The organism is Stygiolobus caldivivus, assembly GCF_019704315.1.
GTDB lineage: Archaea > Thermoproteota > Thermoprotei_A > Sulfolobales > Sulfolobaceae > Stygiolobus > Stygiolobus caldivivus.
Genome location: NZ_AP024597.1, coordinates 1,387,053 through 1,404,032, shown reverse-complemented (window position 1 = coordinate 1,404,032; position 16,980 = coordinate 1,387,053). Strand labels below are relative to the sequence as shown.

Here is a 16,980-nt window from a genome sequence, read left to right as displayed (position 1 = left end):
GTCATTTTGACCCAGTCAAAATAAATCTATAATACAAGTTGTCTTAAAAAAGACAAAGACTTATAGTTTACCCGTTCTAAGGTTCTGGTATGAAGAAGTTATTTATCGAGAGTGATAACTTTTCGGTTATAGTACCAGAAATTGACAGGAAGGCGGCGAAAGAAAAGGGCCCGGGTAGACCCCCGTTTTGGGAAATAGTGTTCTGGTGGGGTAGGGAGCCCCTACTCTCAGCTAGGGCGTTCATAACAGCGTCGTTACTCCCAGAGGACTTTGACCCTGAAGAGTACAAGAGGGTTATAAGGCTGGACGAGGACTTACCCCATAAATTCAACCCGGAAGTAAACGAGAGGTTCAGGGACTTTACCTTCTTAGACCCTTTCGCCGGGTTCGGCTCCTTTGCGTTAGAGGCGAAGAGGCTTGGGTTGGGTAAAGTTATCGCGTCTGACCCGATTCCCACTGCATATACGTTTCTTAAAGGGGTGCTCCTCTACCCAAAATACGGGAAAAAACTGATAACCGACGTGGAAAAGTACGGAGAGTACTTGGTAGAAAGCTTGGAGGAGGACGTCAGAAAACTTTACGGTTATAACACTGGTTACGTCGGGTCGTGGGAGGTCAAATGCCCGGTGTGCGGTAATTACACCCCGTTATCCTTTACTTGGAGGTTATTGGAACTGAGGAGGGTCGGGAGCGAAGGCGAAGAGGGAGAGGAGGGAGGGGAAAAGGTAAGGGCCGGGGCTTATAAGAGGTTAGTTTACATGAGGCCTGTGGTAGAAGACAAAAAGCTCCGCATCGAAGTGGTCGACCTCAACAAAGAGGTGGGGAGTAAGGACGTCATCGCGAAAGTCTCTAAAAGCCGTATAGTCATCAAGGGTTCCGATAAGTCTTATGAGGTCCCGCAGGGCAACGTAAAAGTGGAAAACAATTACGCAAGGTGTCTATATTGCGGTTCTGTCATCCAGGGTAAGGGCGGTTCGTGGTACGTTAGGGAGGCCATCAGGGAGTGGAACGAAAATTACGAGAAGTTTTTGAACGGCGAGATAACGCTGGAGGAGTTACGGGGCTCAAGGGCGAGGCCTACATTACTGGTCAAGTTCAGAGGTGGGGGTAAAAACCTAGATTTCCAAGAGATTACGGACGAAGATAAGGAAGTGTTCTGGGAGGCGTTCGACAAGTTAAAGGAAACCAGTATTATGAAAATACCTACTGAAAAGGCCTTCCCTTACGGGCTCCTCGCTTTTACGAGGTGGGGTATGGACAGGTTTTATAAACTATTCAACGCGAGGCAGTTAGTAGTCCTGACCAAAATCGTCGATAAAATAAACGAATTGAGGGACAAGGTCAACGGCGACGAGGACTATAAAGACGCTGTATTAACATACCTTACAATGGCCTTTCTGAACCACGTAAGGTATAACAGCATGATAACGTCGATAGAGAGTACGAGGTCTTTTAACGTCCCCGTCACTGCATTTAGGGGTTTCGCGTTCTCATGGACTTGGGTGGAAATTTCCCCTTTAGGTGATATCTCCGGTTCCCTAACTAAGTTATTGGGACACGTCAAGAAAGGCTTGGAATACCTGGTAAACGCGGGCGGCAGTCCCCAAGTCCAAGTCCCCTTTTACCGAGGTGACTTACAGACTGAGCCGGTCGACTTGATAGTGACTGACCCCCCTTTCGAAAACGACAAGCCTTATGTCAGCGACTACTTCTACGTCTGGTTAAAAAGGGTCTTCCCGTTTCCCTATGACACACAATGGGAAGAGTTTGTGCCAAAGGACGTCAACAAGCCCTACAAAGGTATAGTGGGTACGTTAGGGTATTTCAGGGATGAGCTAGCTAGGGCCTTTCTCAGGTTTTACGACCTTTTAAAGGACGACGGTACGTTAGTTACGTTTTTCAGTAACGCTTCACCGGAAGCGTGGGTGTCGTTGCTTTACGCGGGCTGGTCGGTCTCCAAGTTCAGGGTCGTAGCCACTCACGCAGTCACCACAAAGGACAGGACTAGGATGTCGGCGAACGTGAGTACAGTGACCTTGGACAAGTCTATCGTGGTCGCGTGGAGGAAGAGGGCTGAGGGCAGTAGGTCAGTCCAAGAAGTGAGGAGTGAGGCCATATCTAGCGTGTCTAAGTGGTTCTCGTCCTATATAAAAACGGGTAAGTTATCAATAGACACTTATATGGTGGCGTTGGGTAAGGTATTATCGATATTTACCAAGTACGAGAGGGTCATAGGGGTCAGCGGGAGCGGGGTAAGCCTTGTAGAAAACCTAATAAAAAACCACGTTTACCCGGCTACTACTCAAGCTATAATTAAAGGGTTATCGGAATCCGTGGGTGTCAGGATTGACGACCCATATTCCAGCTTTTACGTCTTGGTGAAGGTGTTATCACCCCCGGCAAGAGGTGTCAGGAAAATAGACAAGAACAGTTTGGTGTTGTTAAACGTGACCGGGGACATAGCGGAGAAGGACTTAGAAAAGAACGGGGTTATCCAGGTCGACAGGAAAAAGAAAGTCATACTTTTAGCTGAACCTGAAAACGCTACCGACATAGGTGACGTCATACGTTCTTTCGAAAAACTCGGACACGTTAAAGGGGCTAAAGCCGGCGACTATGACCTTGACAACCCCGTCCAAGTACTCCACTATTTGGAGTACGTAGCGTTAAAGTTCCCGGACAAGTTAAAAGAGGAGGTCGACAAATTGAGGGAGACCAGTAGGTATGTGAACGAAGCGTTAGCAATAGCTAGGGTGTTCTCTGAGGTCCTACCGGAAAACGACGTTGAAAAAACCCCCTCGAGAAAAATCTCAGGAGTCGAAAGGTTATTGTAACGAGGTGGACTATTGAGCTATACCTCCGTTTATGTGTGAATAAAAAGAGGGAATTACAAAAGGCGGAGCAGAGAACTTGCAAAAAAATGCACGTGAACGCCCCACTAGGGTAAAGCCCAGACGAAACGTAGGTGTGAAACTATATTCCTAGATTAGGCTAGATTAGGGAATACTATTTAGATAAAATGCATTACACCTTACCTTTAATATCGACGTGTCACGCCCTCTTTTCCTTCATAGCTGAAAGGTGTGATCTGCTGTTTTCACATCATTGTATAAGGATTAAGGGCGTGAAAGACAGCGACTTTCACTAGGACGAGACCACATGAGTAGTCTTATTCAAATGTATAACGGTGTACCACTTATATCAGTGCAAGGTAATACCCAAATCACGATATTATCCTTTCTTTGGCACTGTCCTTGATAAATACCAGAAGTCGCTTGAACAGCAGTAGTCATACTTTCCCTTGGTAATACGAAACTCTGACAATGCTGATAAAGTTCTTACGGTCGTGCCTAACTTATTGAAAGACGTGAAACGCAGGAGTACAAATAACGAAAGCCAACTAAACACAGCAAAAGGCGAGACCATTAAATCATACAACTACTTAACCCGAACCCTCACCATGGACGAGCAGGAGTTTTTATGGTTAGATGAAAACCATTTAGCAGGTGCACGAACTCTGATGAAGACCTTTAAGTTACGTTAGGGTAGAACAAAATACTGCTCTCTTTTAATTCCGGTTCGGCATCTAAGTGATCCTCCCCTAAACTTTCACGCGAGTCCTTTTAACTCAGGCGACAATATTAGCTGGCACCATATTTGACGTTCAATAGAAAGAGTTATTACTGGACGTCGTTTACTCGTTAGAGCTAGTCGAGGTAAAACGCTTAGATGTCTACGGAGGGGATTATGCCCATTGAATTCGCATGGAGTACAGAAAAGCTAATTAATTTCTTCAATTGGTAGTCCTATGTGGATAGGCTGTTCATACAGAGTGACAGCTTCTCGTTACTCCTCCCAGAAATCGATAGGAAGGCTGCCAAGGAGAAGGGCCCTGCCAGACCCTCCTACTGGGAGATGGTTTATTGGTGGGGGAGAGACCCGTTAATATCTGCTAGGGCATTCCTCGCAGCTTCGTTGTTACCGGAAGATTTTAAATTAGAGGAGTTCAGGAAAATCATAAGACTCGACAAAGAGGTACCGCATAGATATAACCCGGATACAGCACCGTTCAGGAATTATACTTTTCTAGACCCCTTCGGGAGTTTCGGGACGATCCCGTTGGAGGCGAAGCGTCTAGGACTTAAAAAGGTAATAACTACAGAGCCCATACCGACAGCGTTCACGTTCTTAAAGGCGATCGTAGACTACCCGAAATACGGGGAGAAACTCTTAAATGATGTACAAAAATACGGTAAAGAGTTAGTTGAAAGCATTAGGGAAGAAGTTAAAGACCTTTACCAGGGTAACGCGGGTTTTGTAGGTACGTGGGAGGTGAAGTGCCCAGTATGCGGTAATTACACTCCGCTCGTATATAGTTGGTGGCTATTAGCGTTAAGGTCGGGGGGTGGTACTGAAGGCTCAGGGATGGGGTCTGGGACATACACCAGACTGGCCTTTATGCACCCCGTGAAGGAGAAAGACAGAATACGTATTAAAGTAGTCGATATAAATAGAGAACTAGGAAAAGACAAGGTAAAGGCTAGGGTAACTAAAAATAAGGTAATAGTCCACGACCCGTACAAGACCTATGAGGTGGATGAAGGCAACGTGAAAGTTAACAACAGGTACGCTAGGTGCCTATACTGTGGTTTTGTTATGTCTGGGGAGAAAGACGAATGGTACGTCAGGGACGCAATAAGGGAGTGGAATAGAAATTACGAGAAGTTCTTAGAAGGGGAGATATCCCTAGAAGACCTAAGGGGTTCTAAGGGAAGGCCAGTCTTACTGGTCAAGTTCAAGGGGAAAGGAAAAGACTTAGAATTTGAGGAGATAACTCATGAAGACGAGGAAAACTTTTGGAGGGCATTCCAAAAACTTAAATACATAAGCCTGACTGAGTTGCCTACCGAGCCTCTACCCCCGGTCAGTATTTTCGGAGTATACTCGTGGGGAGTAGATAAGTTTTATAAGTTATTTAACGCAAGGCAGTTAATAGTCCACACCAAGCTCCTCCACGAGATAAACGAGTTGAGAAACCGCATAGAGGGAGAAGAGGAGTATAAGGAAGCGGTGGTCACGTATTTTACCATGGTACTGCTAGAACACATCAGGTATAACAGTTTCCTAACCCTAGTCCAACCGACTAGGAGCTTTATTGCTTCGGGAGTTTCAGTAAGGGGGAATACGATGTCTTGGAACTGGGTAGAAATTTCACCCCTGAGTAACGTTACCGGTTCATTGTACAAATTGTTTGAACACTTGAAAAAAGGACTGGAATACCTGATAGGGACCAACACTACTTCTGAAGTTAAAGTAGTCCCCCTTAACAGGGTAGATATAAGGGACTTGAACACCGAAAAGGTCGACCTAATGGCTACGAGTGTCCCTTTTGCCGATGACAGGCCTTACTTAAGCGACTACTTTTACGTCTGGTTAAAGAGAGTACTACCCTTCCCTTATAACACACAGTGGGAAGAGTTTGCACCTAAGAACACGACTAAACGCTATAAGAGTGTAATAGGGACTTTAAAGTACTTCAGGGAAAAAATGGCTGATGACTTCCTCAAGTTTTATGAGCTTTTAAAAGATGACGGTACACTAGTCACCTTTTATGTCCACTCTACAACAGATAGCTGGGTGTCCCTCCTATATGCGGGTTGGTATAGGGCGAAGTTCAGGGTAATATCAGCACACGCGATTACCACTAAAGCTAAGACCAGGATGGCGACGATATTAAACACTATTGCGCTGGACAAGTCCTTGGTCATAACGTGGAAGAAAAGGGCTGAAGGGAGTAAATTGCTACAAGACGTTAAAAACGAGGCAATATCTGAGGTCTCCTCATGGTTTTCAAACTTCATAAGGGTAGCGCCCCTTTCAGCTGATACATATGTAGAAGTCTTAGGCAGGGTATTATCAATATTTACTAAGTACGAGAAACTTATTGGCCTTGAAGGTAAGGAAGACAAGGCAGTAGAAAACTTGGTAAGATACCACTTGTACCCTACGACCACTCAAGCTATAATAGAGGGGCTCGGGAAGATTGCAGGGATCAGGATAAGCGACCCTTACTCCAGTTTCTATATCCTGACAAAAGTCCTAGTCCCTCCTGTTAAAAACAGCGCAAGAAAAATAGACAGGGAGAGCTTAGCTTTGCTTAATTTCACCGGGAGTTTAGACGAAGGTGACTTAGAGAAAAATGAGATAATTACTATAGAAAGGAATAAAAAAAGGATAACGCTCAATGAACCTGAGAATGTTGATGGCTTAGATAACATGATCAGGGCCTTCGAAAAACTGGAATATATAAAAGAAGCCAAGTTGGGCAAATATGAATTCAAGAACGCCGTTCAGCTTTTTCACTATCTAGAATATATTGCACTAAAATCACCAGATAGGCTAAAAGCCGTAGCTGACAGTTTGAGAGAAAGGTCTACTTTAGTCAAAGACGCATTAACATTAGCGAAAGTATTATCTACTGTGCTTGGCAATAATGACATCGAAAAAGAGACTTCAAAGAGAATAATTCAATACTTAGGGTATTAGGTCAGTGTTTGTCCATATCCTGACTTATCCTTACTTCTAGAATAGCTGAAAAATTTCATAGTGTCGTCGTTAACATATAAATCGGCGCGCAAGGGGGGACCTTACCCCCGGTCTAGGGTGGATGACAAGGACTTAATATACCTTAAGCGATATAGAGAGACTTTATAGCTCGATGACGTCACTATGTCTACACTCGTAAGACCTAATTAAACAGACTGATAAAAAATAAAAACTTAAAATTAGTTTTCTTTATAATTGAAATGTTAGAGCTTAATTTTTCGCCAGGTTCTGAGTGGAAACCAGACTCGCAAATATTACAAGATTTAGAGTTGGAATCTGGTTCAAAGGCGAAGCCGAGGATTATAAGGGCAGAATGGTCTTGGGAAAGTGTATATGAAAATGGGGAAATATTTGAATACAAGAAAAAACCTAACGGAGAAAGAAGGTTATTAGCAAAATATATTCCATATTCGGTAGATAGAAAAAATTGGGGAATATATATATATGAAAGAGAAGTAATGAGTGATATTGCAATTTTAAATCCTATATACCCTGGAATAGGACCTATTTATCTTATGGAGATCTTCTTACACGAATTATCACATCATGTCATAGAAGACTGGAGAACGTCCACCGGGATTTATAATTATAGTCTAAGCGAGGAGTCCTTAGCGGAATATACAGCATTTACTCTCACACAAGCATTACTTTCAAAACAAAATATTTCACAAACTCAATTAAATCCGATAACACTATTGTCTAATTTGCCTAGTAATTCATTAATGATAGGGTACCCAGTTCCTGGTTATTCAAAAGAGTACTTTTCATTGTTTTTAAAGAATTTTCCAATTAGTATTAACTCTAGAAATAACATTAAAAAATTCTTAACTATTATTTACTATTATTTGTCACGAGACAAAGACAAAGTGTATAGGCCAGTAGTTCCCTCATGGGTTAAACGCCCCCATGAGTACAAGTGGTTTTTATCGTCTAATTTAAATGTAGGCCTAGAAGAGTTATGGGACTATAGGAACCTTGAGTCTATATACGATAGAATATTTACTATCTATAAGTAAAAATAACTACTAATAATGTAATAAATCTTCAACTGGTATTAAGCCTCTTTTTATAAATTCAGATATCCAGTACCAAGCTCTAAGTCTTACCGCGTCATTAGCATTGTATAAAAGACTAAATAGTATTTTAGGAGATATAGTATTATCGATATAAGTAACCAACCAGTCTACGTCTCCTTCTTCTTTGACAAATATTGTATTCAATATTTCAATTAAATTCTCATTTTTTTCATTTAATATTAATTCAAGTAGATAATTTAAATATCTAGTTATCTTATCCTTACTAATAATATTATTGTTAACAAGTTCTTTAACCGCTTCCCATGCATTTCTTCTTATTTTGTAATCTCTCTCAGTTAAGAAATTGAAATAAATAGGAAGTAATTTGTCAGCGTTTAATATCTCTATGAGAACAGGTAAGAACGAGGCCGCCTCTAACCTCTTATAATAATCTAAAACGGCATAAAAAAGCCCTTCATTCGAACTCTTGTTATATATTTCATTTAAAATGTTAATAAAATGCGGAAGATAATTATTAGATATTATTTTCAAATCTTCCTCTTCAAAAGGAAAAGTGTCAATATATTCTTTCTGATACCTGAGAATAGATGCAAGAGATTTCCAAGCATCATACTCTCTTTTTAATTTTTCGAAACAACTTCTCTTAAATTCATTAATAATATCCCTTTTATTTCGATAAAATACTAAAAGTTCTATGGAAATTTTCTTTAATTCTCGAATAAAATCCTCATCGTACTCTTGCCCATGGCATAATTTCTCAAGCTCTTTCAATTTTTCCTTTAGGTAAACTCCATTAGACTCTGTTTCTAAAGCTAAAGGTTCCTTTCCAGAATCTGCTTGTGAAGTAGTAGCTTTATCTTCTTTGTCTCTGTCACTCATCTTAGTATTTTATATGTATAGAAGTTTTTAAAATTAGTCATTGGTGATGGACTTCAAGGAGTGTGGAGATAGTGTTGTTATTAAGCTATAAACTATGCATGAAATGGATCTTATCTTGGAACTGCGATGCGGGACAAGGACTTAACACGCCTTAAGCAGTATAAAGAGACTTTATAGCTCAATGACGACACTATGCAGCCGAATTTATCCTTATCGAACGACATTATAACCGTATTTGTCCTTTTTATTAGCATGATTTTTAAGTAAATAAAACATAGAGAAGAAAAGATGAAACTTTGAATTAATATACGTTTCTGAAGTACTTTATCTCTCTTAACTTAATTAGATACAGCTTAGTATGATCAGATTGAGGTATAGATCCTTAAGAACTGAAAGGATAATTATAAACTTAGTCGTAATACTTATTAATATATTTGTTTTTAAAGTTTATATATGGATTTATCTGTCAGTAACAAAGTTCTATTCCTTAGACTCATATCGGATATCTGTCCTAATTCCCCTTCACTAGACGTATGCTCTAAAATACCTATAAGTGATTATGCTATTATGAAACCACATGATCTAATTGTAAATAACGTTATGGACAACAAGGGCGTCGGGTTGGCAATTATCAGCGGGGAAGGAGGGTCTGGGAAAACTTATGGTATCGGGTACTATCTGTATTATAAGCATTTTAGTAGAGGGTTCAATAAGAATACAGCCGTAATATACTCGACGTTGTCTAGAGGTAATACTAACGCGAACCGTGTAGGAGTAAAGGTAAAACTGTCCAGTATTAGTTTAATACATGACACTTTCTACGACGCAAAAGGGTTATTCGAGTACTTGACTTCTTTGAAAGGGGAATATAGCATACCGTTAAACGTACACGTGGTAATAGACAATGTAAATGAAGAGAATGATATAAACGAAATTGTGTCAGCCTATAAAGAGAAGGTAAGATTTTTCAAGAAATACCCAACATTAAAAGTATACATTTTAACACGGATAAGGAGGGGACGTTTAACGAGGCTTCTGAAGGACGTAGGGTTTAACGGTCCCTATTCCATTTGGGCCGACTCGCGTTATTTAAAAACCTACTCCTCTATGTGCAAAATTTTTCAGGGAGATAAATATACGTGTTTCGTGTGTAAAATGAGCTATGATGGGTTTTCTTACCTAAACTTTATGATGGACTTACTAGATAAATTAACACACAATTCAGGTGAAAATTACAGTAATTTTTACTCCCTCATGAGTAGGCCTAATTCTGGAATTTTAACTTCATTAGAGATATTATCACGTATATCACCTGCACTGGTGATAGAGAGGGTAAGGGACCTAATACTTTCCTTTAGTAGTTCGGGTTATATTGAAATATTGGACATGTTTAGGCACCTAATAAATGACTACCCGTATACATTAATATCAAATTATGCTTATATACCTCCTAATGTTAAAAGGGATATCCGCTACCTCTTGTCCAAAAGGTTAGTGAAATTGTTTTTAAGGAAATACCCAATAAACGGAGGGAGTAAAGGTCAAGCCGTCGTTGCCGTCGACCAGAACCCGAGAGTACCTCTTGACTTTGTGATGATTAAAGACACTGTCTACTCACTGGTGTATATACAAAATAGAAAGGAATTGCTCTACGCGGTCAATAAGGTCCGCCAGTTCATTAGGGACTTGGAAAACGAAGAGATGTTCAGGGAAAGTGTTACTTTTAAGCTGATCACGATGTTTCCTAGGAGAACAAAGTGGTTAAAGGCTGCGGTTGAGGATACTGCTAAACAATCTAAAGGCCTCGAAATAGAGCTTCTACCCCTAGCTAGAAAAGATCTTCTATTCCTTACTAAGGGCCTAGTCCATTACTCTTGACGGATGTGTATCCAGTACTACCAAGTTTTGACGTGCTAAGAATTAAATATTAGGAAAGGGGAATTAATAAAGGTCTGACTGAATGGAGACCCTTAAATATAAGATATCTGAGACTTATAGGCTCCTAGACCTTTTGAAATTAGAGAAAAATTTTGCGGTCGCGTTTTCTGGTGGTAAGGACTCAACCCTATTATCCATCTTATTGTACAAGTGGTTAAGGGAGAGGGGGGTCAAAGGTAAGAAAATTATATTCGTACACAATGACACTTCCTCTGAGTTAGATATCCTCGAAGAGTACGCGAGGTCTTTTTTGAACAAAATATGCGGCCTTATTAAGGAAACAGGGAATGACTGCGAGGTGATATTTACCGTGCCAGAGCACAACTTTTATTGGAGGGTAATAGTAGCCGGGTATCCTGCTCCGAATTTCATCTTCAGGTGGTGTGTAAACCACCTGAAAGTACTACCAAATAAAAACGCTCTGAATGACTTGGTCGAGAGATACGGAAAAATCGTACTTTTAACGGGGCATAGGGAAGACGAGTCCGCGAGCAGGGCCAGGATTATAAAGAGTAATTCCGTGTGCGGAGCGGGTGAGATGAGCTGTAACTCGTCATTTTTCTTAAAAGTCGATGTAAAAAACGTGACAAAAGCTATGCCCATAAGGAACTGGGGGCTAGACGAGGTATGGGAGTTCCTGGACGACGTTAGAGAAGAGTTTGGCCTTAACCCTTTATTTGAGCTGTATGGCGGGAATAAACGGGCACGTTACGGGTGTTGGCACTGCACGTTAGTAAAGATACAGAAGAACATTTACAACCTCCCCCCTCCTTATTTATACCTAGAGGGTGCCAGGATAATTTACCGGGTTGTTTCTGACATTGAAGAGATGAGGTTAAGAAAAGACTGGGGGAGGACTAAGCTCGGCCCCCTGAATGTTTTAGGCCGTGCCGTGATGCTCAAACTGTTCCCCGTGGTGGAGGAATTAAGCGGGAAGAGACTATACGGGCTAGACGAGGAGTACTTGGGTAGTTACACGTTGAGAGAAGTATTCTATGAACTGGAACCGGCAAAATCTAACTTGTTGATAGAGAAAAGCGCAAAAGGGCTTAGAGATAGAAAAAACAGGTTGATCCCAATAGAAAAGATCAGAGAGGCCACAGTCCCTAAGGATGTTAAAGACAAAATAACCGATACGGCAAAAAACAACGTAGCTTACGCTTTCTTGAGTATAAGGGGTGAGAAATATTTTTATGAGATTTTAGACCGGATAAACTAGAGGCCTATGTATCTTTGGTCTATTAGCAGTTATCTTACTCCCTTCTAGGCTGTATGAAATTTCCATGTACAACAAATAAAGTTTTTAGTCCAGTACAAGGGGTTTCCGAGGTCAACTGGTCTTTTTAGTGGTGATTGACGTGGCCATAGCTTTGACTAGCCCCCTTACCTCAGATGGAGGAGAGGGGCTGTTCCCGGTTCGGTTAAATTCGTCAAGTGGTTCGTTAGTTTTGAGTGAGAGGTTTTTAATTACTTTAAATGGGTAAACCGCTAATTTACTGAAGTCTTACTCACCTTGGACGATTTCACACATATCAGAGCTCCTCGTCATGGTTTTATTCCCTTTCACTTCTATACCACACAGATCGAGGATTTCCTCTGCCGAATCCTTCAGCAACAGGGAGTTACTATATAATATTTCGTCATATAGCCCTTTCGCCTTTTTAGAGTGGTAGTTCTTGATAACTCGTCTGGTATTTCTCACAAGCCTCTCTACATCGCCTATTATTATTGATAAAGTTTTATGTCTGCTGAATTGCACGTTGAATATTTCTGGTTCTATGAAGTACATAGTAGCGGTGTCGAAGATGTTTGGGCTTTGAGGTAGGTATTCTTTGCCTAATATGAGGACGGTGTTCTCGTCCTCCGCACCTAACAATGCGTGTGCCGTATCTACCGATATTTTAATATTTTTCTTTTTGAGCTTATCAATACATGGCGAAATATTTTCATCCATGTTCATAATAAACTTTATATAGTTTTTCATGTCTTTATATACCGGTACTATTGTAGTACTTTTACCGGTCACTACGGAAGCCGCAATCGCGGCTATTAGCGCTGTGTAAGCCCTTTTAACATCAATATTTTCTCCATGACCGTCTTGATATGCTGTACCGCTAACGCGGAAGTATATTATTCCTATCTCGTTACTGACCGCGTCTAGTATCTTCTGAGAGACAGGTTTAAGTTCACCATGGTCAAGGCATTCACTAAAATACCTTATAAGCTCATCATCATAAGTTAACCTGTCTTTAACGTTATTGTGGGCCTTGAGAAGGTCATTGTAAAATCCTTTCGATATTATCATGTGAGAGGGGCCTGGCAACCTATACGTGGTGTCTAACATCGTAAAGTTATCAATTTTTGATAAAACGTGGCTGTGGTTTAGGAGACTAATATACATATTCGCTGTGTTCCTCTTCAGTTCTTCTGCCAAGTCTTTATCATTATCAGCGACCATGTTAATTAATAATGTTACCATTAGCATGTACTCCCTGTGCGTTCTATAGATAGATTTTTTAGAAATCGCTTGCATGGGGTCTCCTACGACCGATAAGGAGTCAATCGCGATGTCATTATTTAGCTTATTAGCCCTTATGAGTTCCAAGGCTATCGGAGTTAAGAACCTATATATAGGCGACTTACTTGCTTCGTCTACTAAAAACGTGAATGAGAAGCCCTTATTAACGGCATACTTATAGTTTACATAGAATTTTTGGTAATCAGTAGTGACTATTACTTTTACTTCACTGTCAACGGGCGACCTAACTCTAGAGGCGCCTTTATAGTTAAAATCGGATCCGAAGACCCTAATTGCCTTGGTAATATCATCAAAATTTTTGCCATACAACTCAGATAGCATAGGGACTACATGCCTCATTACGTCATAGACTAGCTTATTCGTAGGTGCGACGTAAACCAATATTTCGTTTTTGTCTAATTTATGTAAGATATCCGTCATGCTTGCCACTATCACACTGGTCTTACCTGTACCAGGCGGACCTTGGACTAGTCCAGCTCCTCTGTTATCATATCCGCGTTTTATTATGTCCACAGCACGTACTTGGCTGGGATTAAGGCTATATTTTACAGGGGGTTTCTGTAAGTTCTCTAAGATAATGTCTTTAACGAAATACACCTTTCATCCCTCCTTTTCTTGGCTATAGAAATAACGTAACACGTCCTCGGACATTATTTCCGGTCCGAGTTCAGACTCGAAGTCTAACCTTTCTTTCTCTTTTTCTAAGCTCGATAACAGCCCTTTCAGTTTCTCCTTTTTCTTAAGTCCTTGTATTTTCTCTATCTTTTCCCCGATGACCCTCTGTAACGCGTCTAGGGCTATAAGGTCGATATGAGTGAGGTCGACCCCAACTTGCACCATTATCACATCCTTAAACATTTCGGGATAGATTTCCAGGTATTTTTTCAGGATTATTTTTTGGAAAGACAGAGCCAAAGAAGGCACATCAATTACGTATTTAACCGTTTCCTTTCCCTCCTTATTTTTATCAGGATTAACCTCAACTATAGAACCCGTCATATTTACGGATAAAGGGATCATCGACGCTCTATCGTTTACATATAAGATAATCGGTGTACTCTCCTCTAAGACGTGTGGCCTACGTATTTTCCCTTTGTTTATTTCAAAATTTCTTATATCCCTCACTCCTACAAAGGTATCAGTCTCTCTATCATAATACATAGAGTCTAATATATCTATTTTAAACGATGTACGTTCTCTCCTATTCATAAAAATATGGAAACGGTTCTTAGAACTCTCGTTCTTAAATATTATATCGTTCCCTTCCCATATTATGTTAGAACCTTTCTTTACCCTTTCCATGACTTTCTCTCTCCTATAAGACTTGGACAGTTGATATACTGCCCTAAAAGGCCACATAATTTTCTCTTTTTCAGTTAAAGACGCGTATCTCAGGGCCCACATCATTTTTTGAAAATAGTTTATGTGGCGTGATCCTATATAGAACTTACATTCATCCGTTACCTGACAAAATCTACAAAGTCCTGACTTCTCTTGACTTGAAGGTTTGCCTCTCGGTATCGGATACGGCGGAGGGGATAGGAACACTATTCTATTCTGATTACCTACTTGCTTAAAACAGTCTTCAAAGTCCGTCTTTTTATCATAACCATACAGAGCAAAGTTGGTTACAAGGTATGTTAAATAACGCGCTGTTACAAATATTTCTCCTAGTGTTTCTCTGAATTTTTTATATCTATCTCTTATATCTCCTCTATCTGAAAGCACCGGGTGAGGGGGTAAAGTTAATCTCTTGTTTTCCTTTAAACACGGTCTTATAACTACTGGGAGGACTCGAACGTCCTCAATCCTCCCATCGGTCAGCCTACCGGATATGGCATCATATAGTGAAGGTTCATCATAGTTATCGGGAGTTATTTCATATCCTAATCTTCTGGCTTCTAACATTGCGTATGCTGTGACTTGCGCCTTCTCGTAAGAGCTGACACTGTTTCTCTTCACTTTGTCCGGAGGTACGTTATAAGTTTTCCATTCAACTACAACGGCTTTTTTATTCTCTATATCCTCTAAGATAAGGTCTGGTACACCCAACATATGTAGGTCATAATCGTAAAGCTGTTGCTCTACTATTGGTCTAACATTGTCTTGTTTTACACCTATTATTGTAAATAGCTCATCCTTTACAGAAAGCAACGAGGAAAAAATGTCTACTGCGGTCAAAATTTTTTCATCCTCTATACTAGCGTCTTCAAGTTCTCGTGCTAACTCCCTAAAGAATTTTACCATGTCACCGGGGAATTCGTTTTTCCCAAATACATGTAATGAGGCTAGAGCTAAGAGCTTATGAACAGTTGTCCCTTTACCGGGAAAAGAGGAGGATATAACTCCTTTAACTCCCAACAACTCCTTTAACTTAGCTTCATATATACAATGCCCGACGCCGGAGGCTATCGAGGTAACTCTAGGCAAATGTGAAACTTTTGAGTCTAAATTCTTGAGTAAATTTCCACATTCTTTAGCGTAAGGAAGCTGTAACTGTGTCAGAAAATCTTCATACCTTTGAACTTCACTATAATCCACTTTTTCGTCATTGTTCAACTTTTTGTCCCCTAATAATACTTTCAGATAACTCTGGTATATATATCTTTTCTCTTTCCCTCGAAAAACGTAGCTATGCCCAGTGATATCACGATTCTCGATGCTATATTCAGTTATTATCAATTCTCATTTATTATTTAAAATAATCTACTGTTATCAAATATGTTAGCCTCTCCGGTATATATAAATATTTGAATGTAGATGGGATAACTGATATGGAGCTGCTTGCAGTTAAGGAGGAAGCGGAAAAGATACTTTCCGGCTTTAAGGAGGTCTACGTAATGTTCAGCGGTGGTAGGGATTCCCTAGTAGCACTGCACTTAACGCACTCTATTTACCCCGAAAAGACCAAGGCCTTATTCATTAACACGGGTATCGCGACACCGGGCTTGCTGGAATACGTGAATGACGTGACCAAGGAAATGGGGGTCCCGTTAACTGTCATAGGCCCTAAATACGAATACTTCCGCCTTGTGGAACAAAAGGGCTTCCCGGGTCTCACGAGGAGGTGGTGTAAACTCTACTTAAAGCTTGAGCCACTAAAGGACTTCGTAAAGGACAGGAAGGACATAGTCCTGGTCACCGGTGTAAGGAAGGACGAATCGTGGATGAAGAGTAAGGCTTCAAAACTGTACTATAACGAGAGGATAGGGGCTTTAAGTTATGCGATAATCTTCGACTTTACAAACGCTGATATTGAAGAGTACATAAAGGTACACGGGCTGAGGAAAAACCCATTATACGAGGTATACGGAAAGGCTTACGACTGCTGGTGTTCTGCATATAAGAGTCCCGCGGACTTCGCAGTGTTAGCACTGAAAAGCCCGGAGTTCTTCCAAAAGTTCGTGGAGGCAGAAGCAAAACTCAGGAAGGGCGGTTCGGGGTTGTTCTACAACCACCAAAGGGTATACCTACGTGATATACAGAAGAACCCCGAAGAATATCTGAGGAAATATGAGAGGACGTATAAGTGCCCTCTGTGCAGGACCTTACTATAATTTTTTCGCTTTTTTTATATTATATTATATTATTATAGTAATTAAAGATTTTAGCAGTGAAGGTAATATTTACTTCATTTGAAAAGCCCTTAGGTTTATGAGTGGGGACGTGGCACTACCATTTAGCTGTTTATATTTCTAAAAATTTTTAGCTTGTACGAAAAGGTTAATTTATATTTACACTTCTCGATAGAGATAAGGCCATTTAATAAATTTATTATACAAATGACTATATATGGTTTCTACGTACTCGATCTAAGAAAAATATTGAAAGCTAAAGGGTAAGCTAGGCGTACATTTATTACAGATATTCTTAATATATATACACTAAGTTAAATTTTACCTTTTAACAATATGTCTATTAATACAAAAATTATTTGAATGAGCTAACATCAGTCTACGAATATCTATGGACAGCAATGCT

General features: G+C 40.4%; 9 protein-coding genes. 6 read left to right on the top strand and 3 right to left on the bottom strand.

What is annotated here, in order from left to right; translation table 11 throughout:
* The first annotated feature begins 89 nt into the window (after positions 1-89).
* The 3 genes from KN1_RS06635 (at position 90) to KN1_RS06625 (ending at position 7,622) form a co-directional block, all read left to right on the top strand.
* Entirely contained in the window at positions 90-2,834 is a 2,745-nt protein-coding gene (locus tag KN1_RS06635; protein WP_221290322.1) for a DUF1156 domain-containing protein, read from the top strand.
* A 976-nt stretch (positions 2,835-3,810) separates the two neighbouring features.
* Positions 3,811-6,546, top strand: coding sequence for a DUF1156 domain-containing protein (locus KN1_RS06630; protein ID WP_221290319.1), 2,736 nt, complete (start codon positions 3,811-3,813; stop codon positions 6,544-6,546).
* A 260-nt stretch (positions 6,547-6,806) separates the two neighbouring features.
* On the top strand, positions 6,807-7,622 hold the full coding sequence (locus KN1_RS06625) for a hypothetical protein (RefSeq protein WP_221290317.1): 816 nt from the start codon (positions 6,807-6,809) through the stop codon (positions 7,620-7,622).
* A 9-nt stretch (positions 7,623-7,631) separates the two neighbouring features.
* Here KN1_RS06625 and KN1_RS06620 read toward each other — a convergent pair whose 3' ends face one another.
* On the bottom strand, positions 7,632-8,522 hold the full coding sequence (locus KN1_RS06620) for a hypothetical protein (protein ID WP_221290315.1): 891 nt from the start codon (positions 8,520-8,522) through the stop codon (positions 7,632-7,634).
* A gap of 453 nt (positions 8,523-8,975) precedes the next feature.
* Here KN1_RS06620 and KN1_RS06615 point away from each other — a divergent pair, with 453 nt between their 5' ends.
* Both KN1_RS06615 and KN1_RS06610 read left to right on the top strand, forming a co-directional pair.
* Positions 8,976-10,400: a hypothetical protein gene (locus KN1_RS06615; RefSeq protein ID WP_221290312.1), complete on the top strand. Its 1,425-nt coding sequence runs from the start codon at positions 8,976-8,978 to the stop codon at positions 10,398-10,400.
* Positions 10,401-10,482: 82 nt separating this feature from the next.
* A complete protein-coding gene (locus KN1_RS06610) occupies positions 10,483-11,679 on the top strand; it encodes a phosphoadenosine phosphosulfate reductase domain-containing protein (protein ID WP_221290310.1) in 1,197 nt (398 codons plus the stop codon).
* A gap of 285 nt (positions 11,680-11,964) precedes the next feature.
* On the opposite strand, the gene KN1_RS06605 is transcribed toward KN1_RS06610, so the two are convergent.
* Positions 11,965-13,596, bottom strand: coding sequence for an AAA domain-containing protein (locus KN1_RS06605; protein ID WP_221290294.1), 1,632 nt, complete (start codon positions 13,594-13,596; stop codon positions 11,965-11,967).
* A 3-nt stretch (positions 13,597-13,599) separates the two neighbouring features.
* On the bottom strand, positions 13,600-15,558 hold the full coding sequence (locus KN1_RS06600) for a PD-(D/E)XK nuclease family protein (protein ID WP_221290290.1): 1,959 nt from the start codon (positions 15,556-15,558) through the stop codon (positions 13,600-13,602).
* A 215-nt stretch (positions 15,559-15,773) separates the two neighbouring features.
* On the opposite strand from KN1_RS06600, the gene KN1_RS06595 reads away from it, so the two are divergent.
* The gene (locus KN1_RS06595) at positions 15,774-16,556 is read left to right on the top strand and encodes a phosphoadenosine phosphosulfate reductase family protein (protein WP_221290287.1); all 783 of its coding nucleotides are present in this window, start codon (positions 15,774-15,776) and stop codon (positions 16,554-16,556) included.
* Positions 16,557-16,980 lie beyond the last annotated feature (424 nt).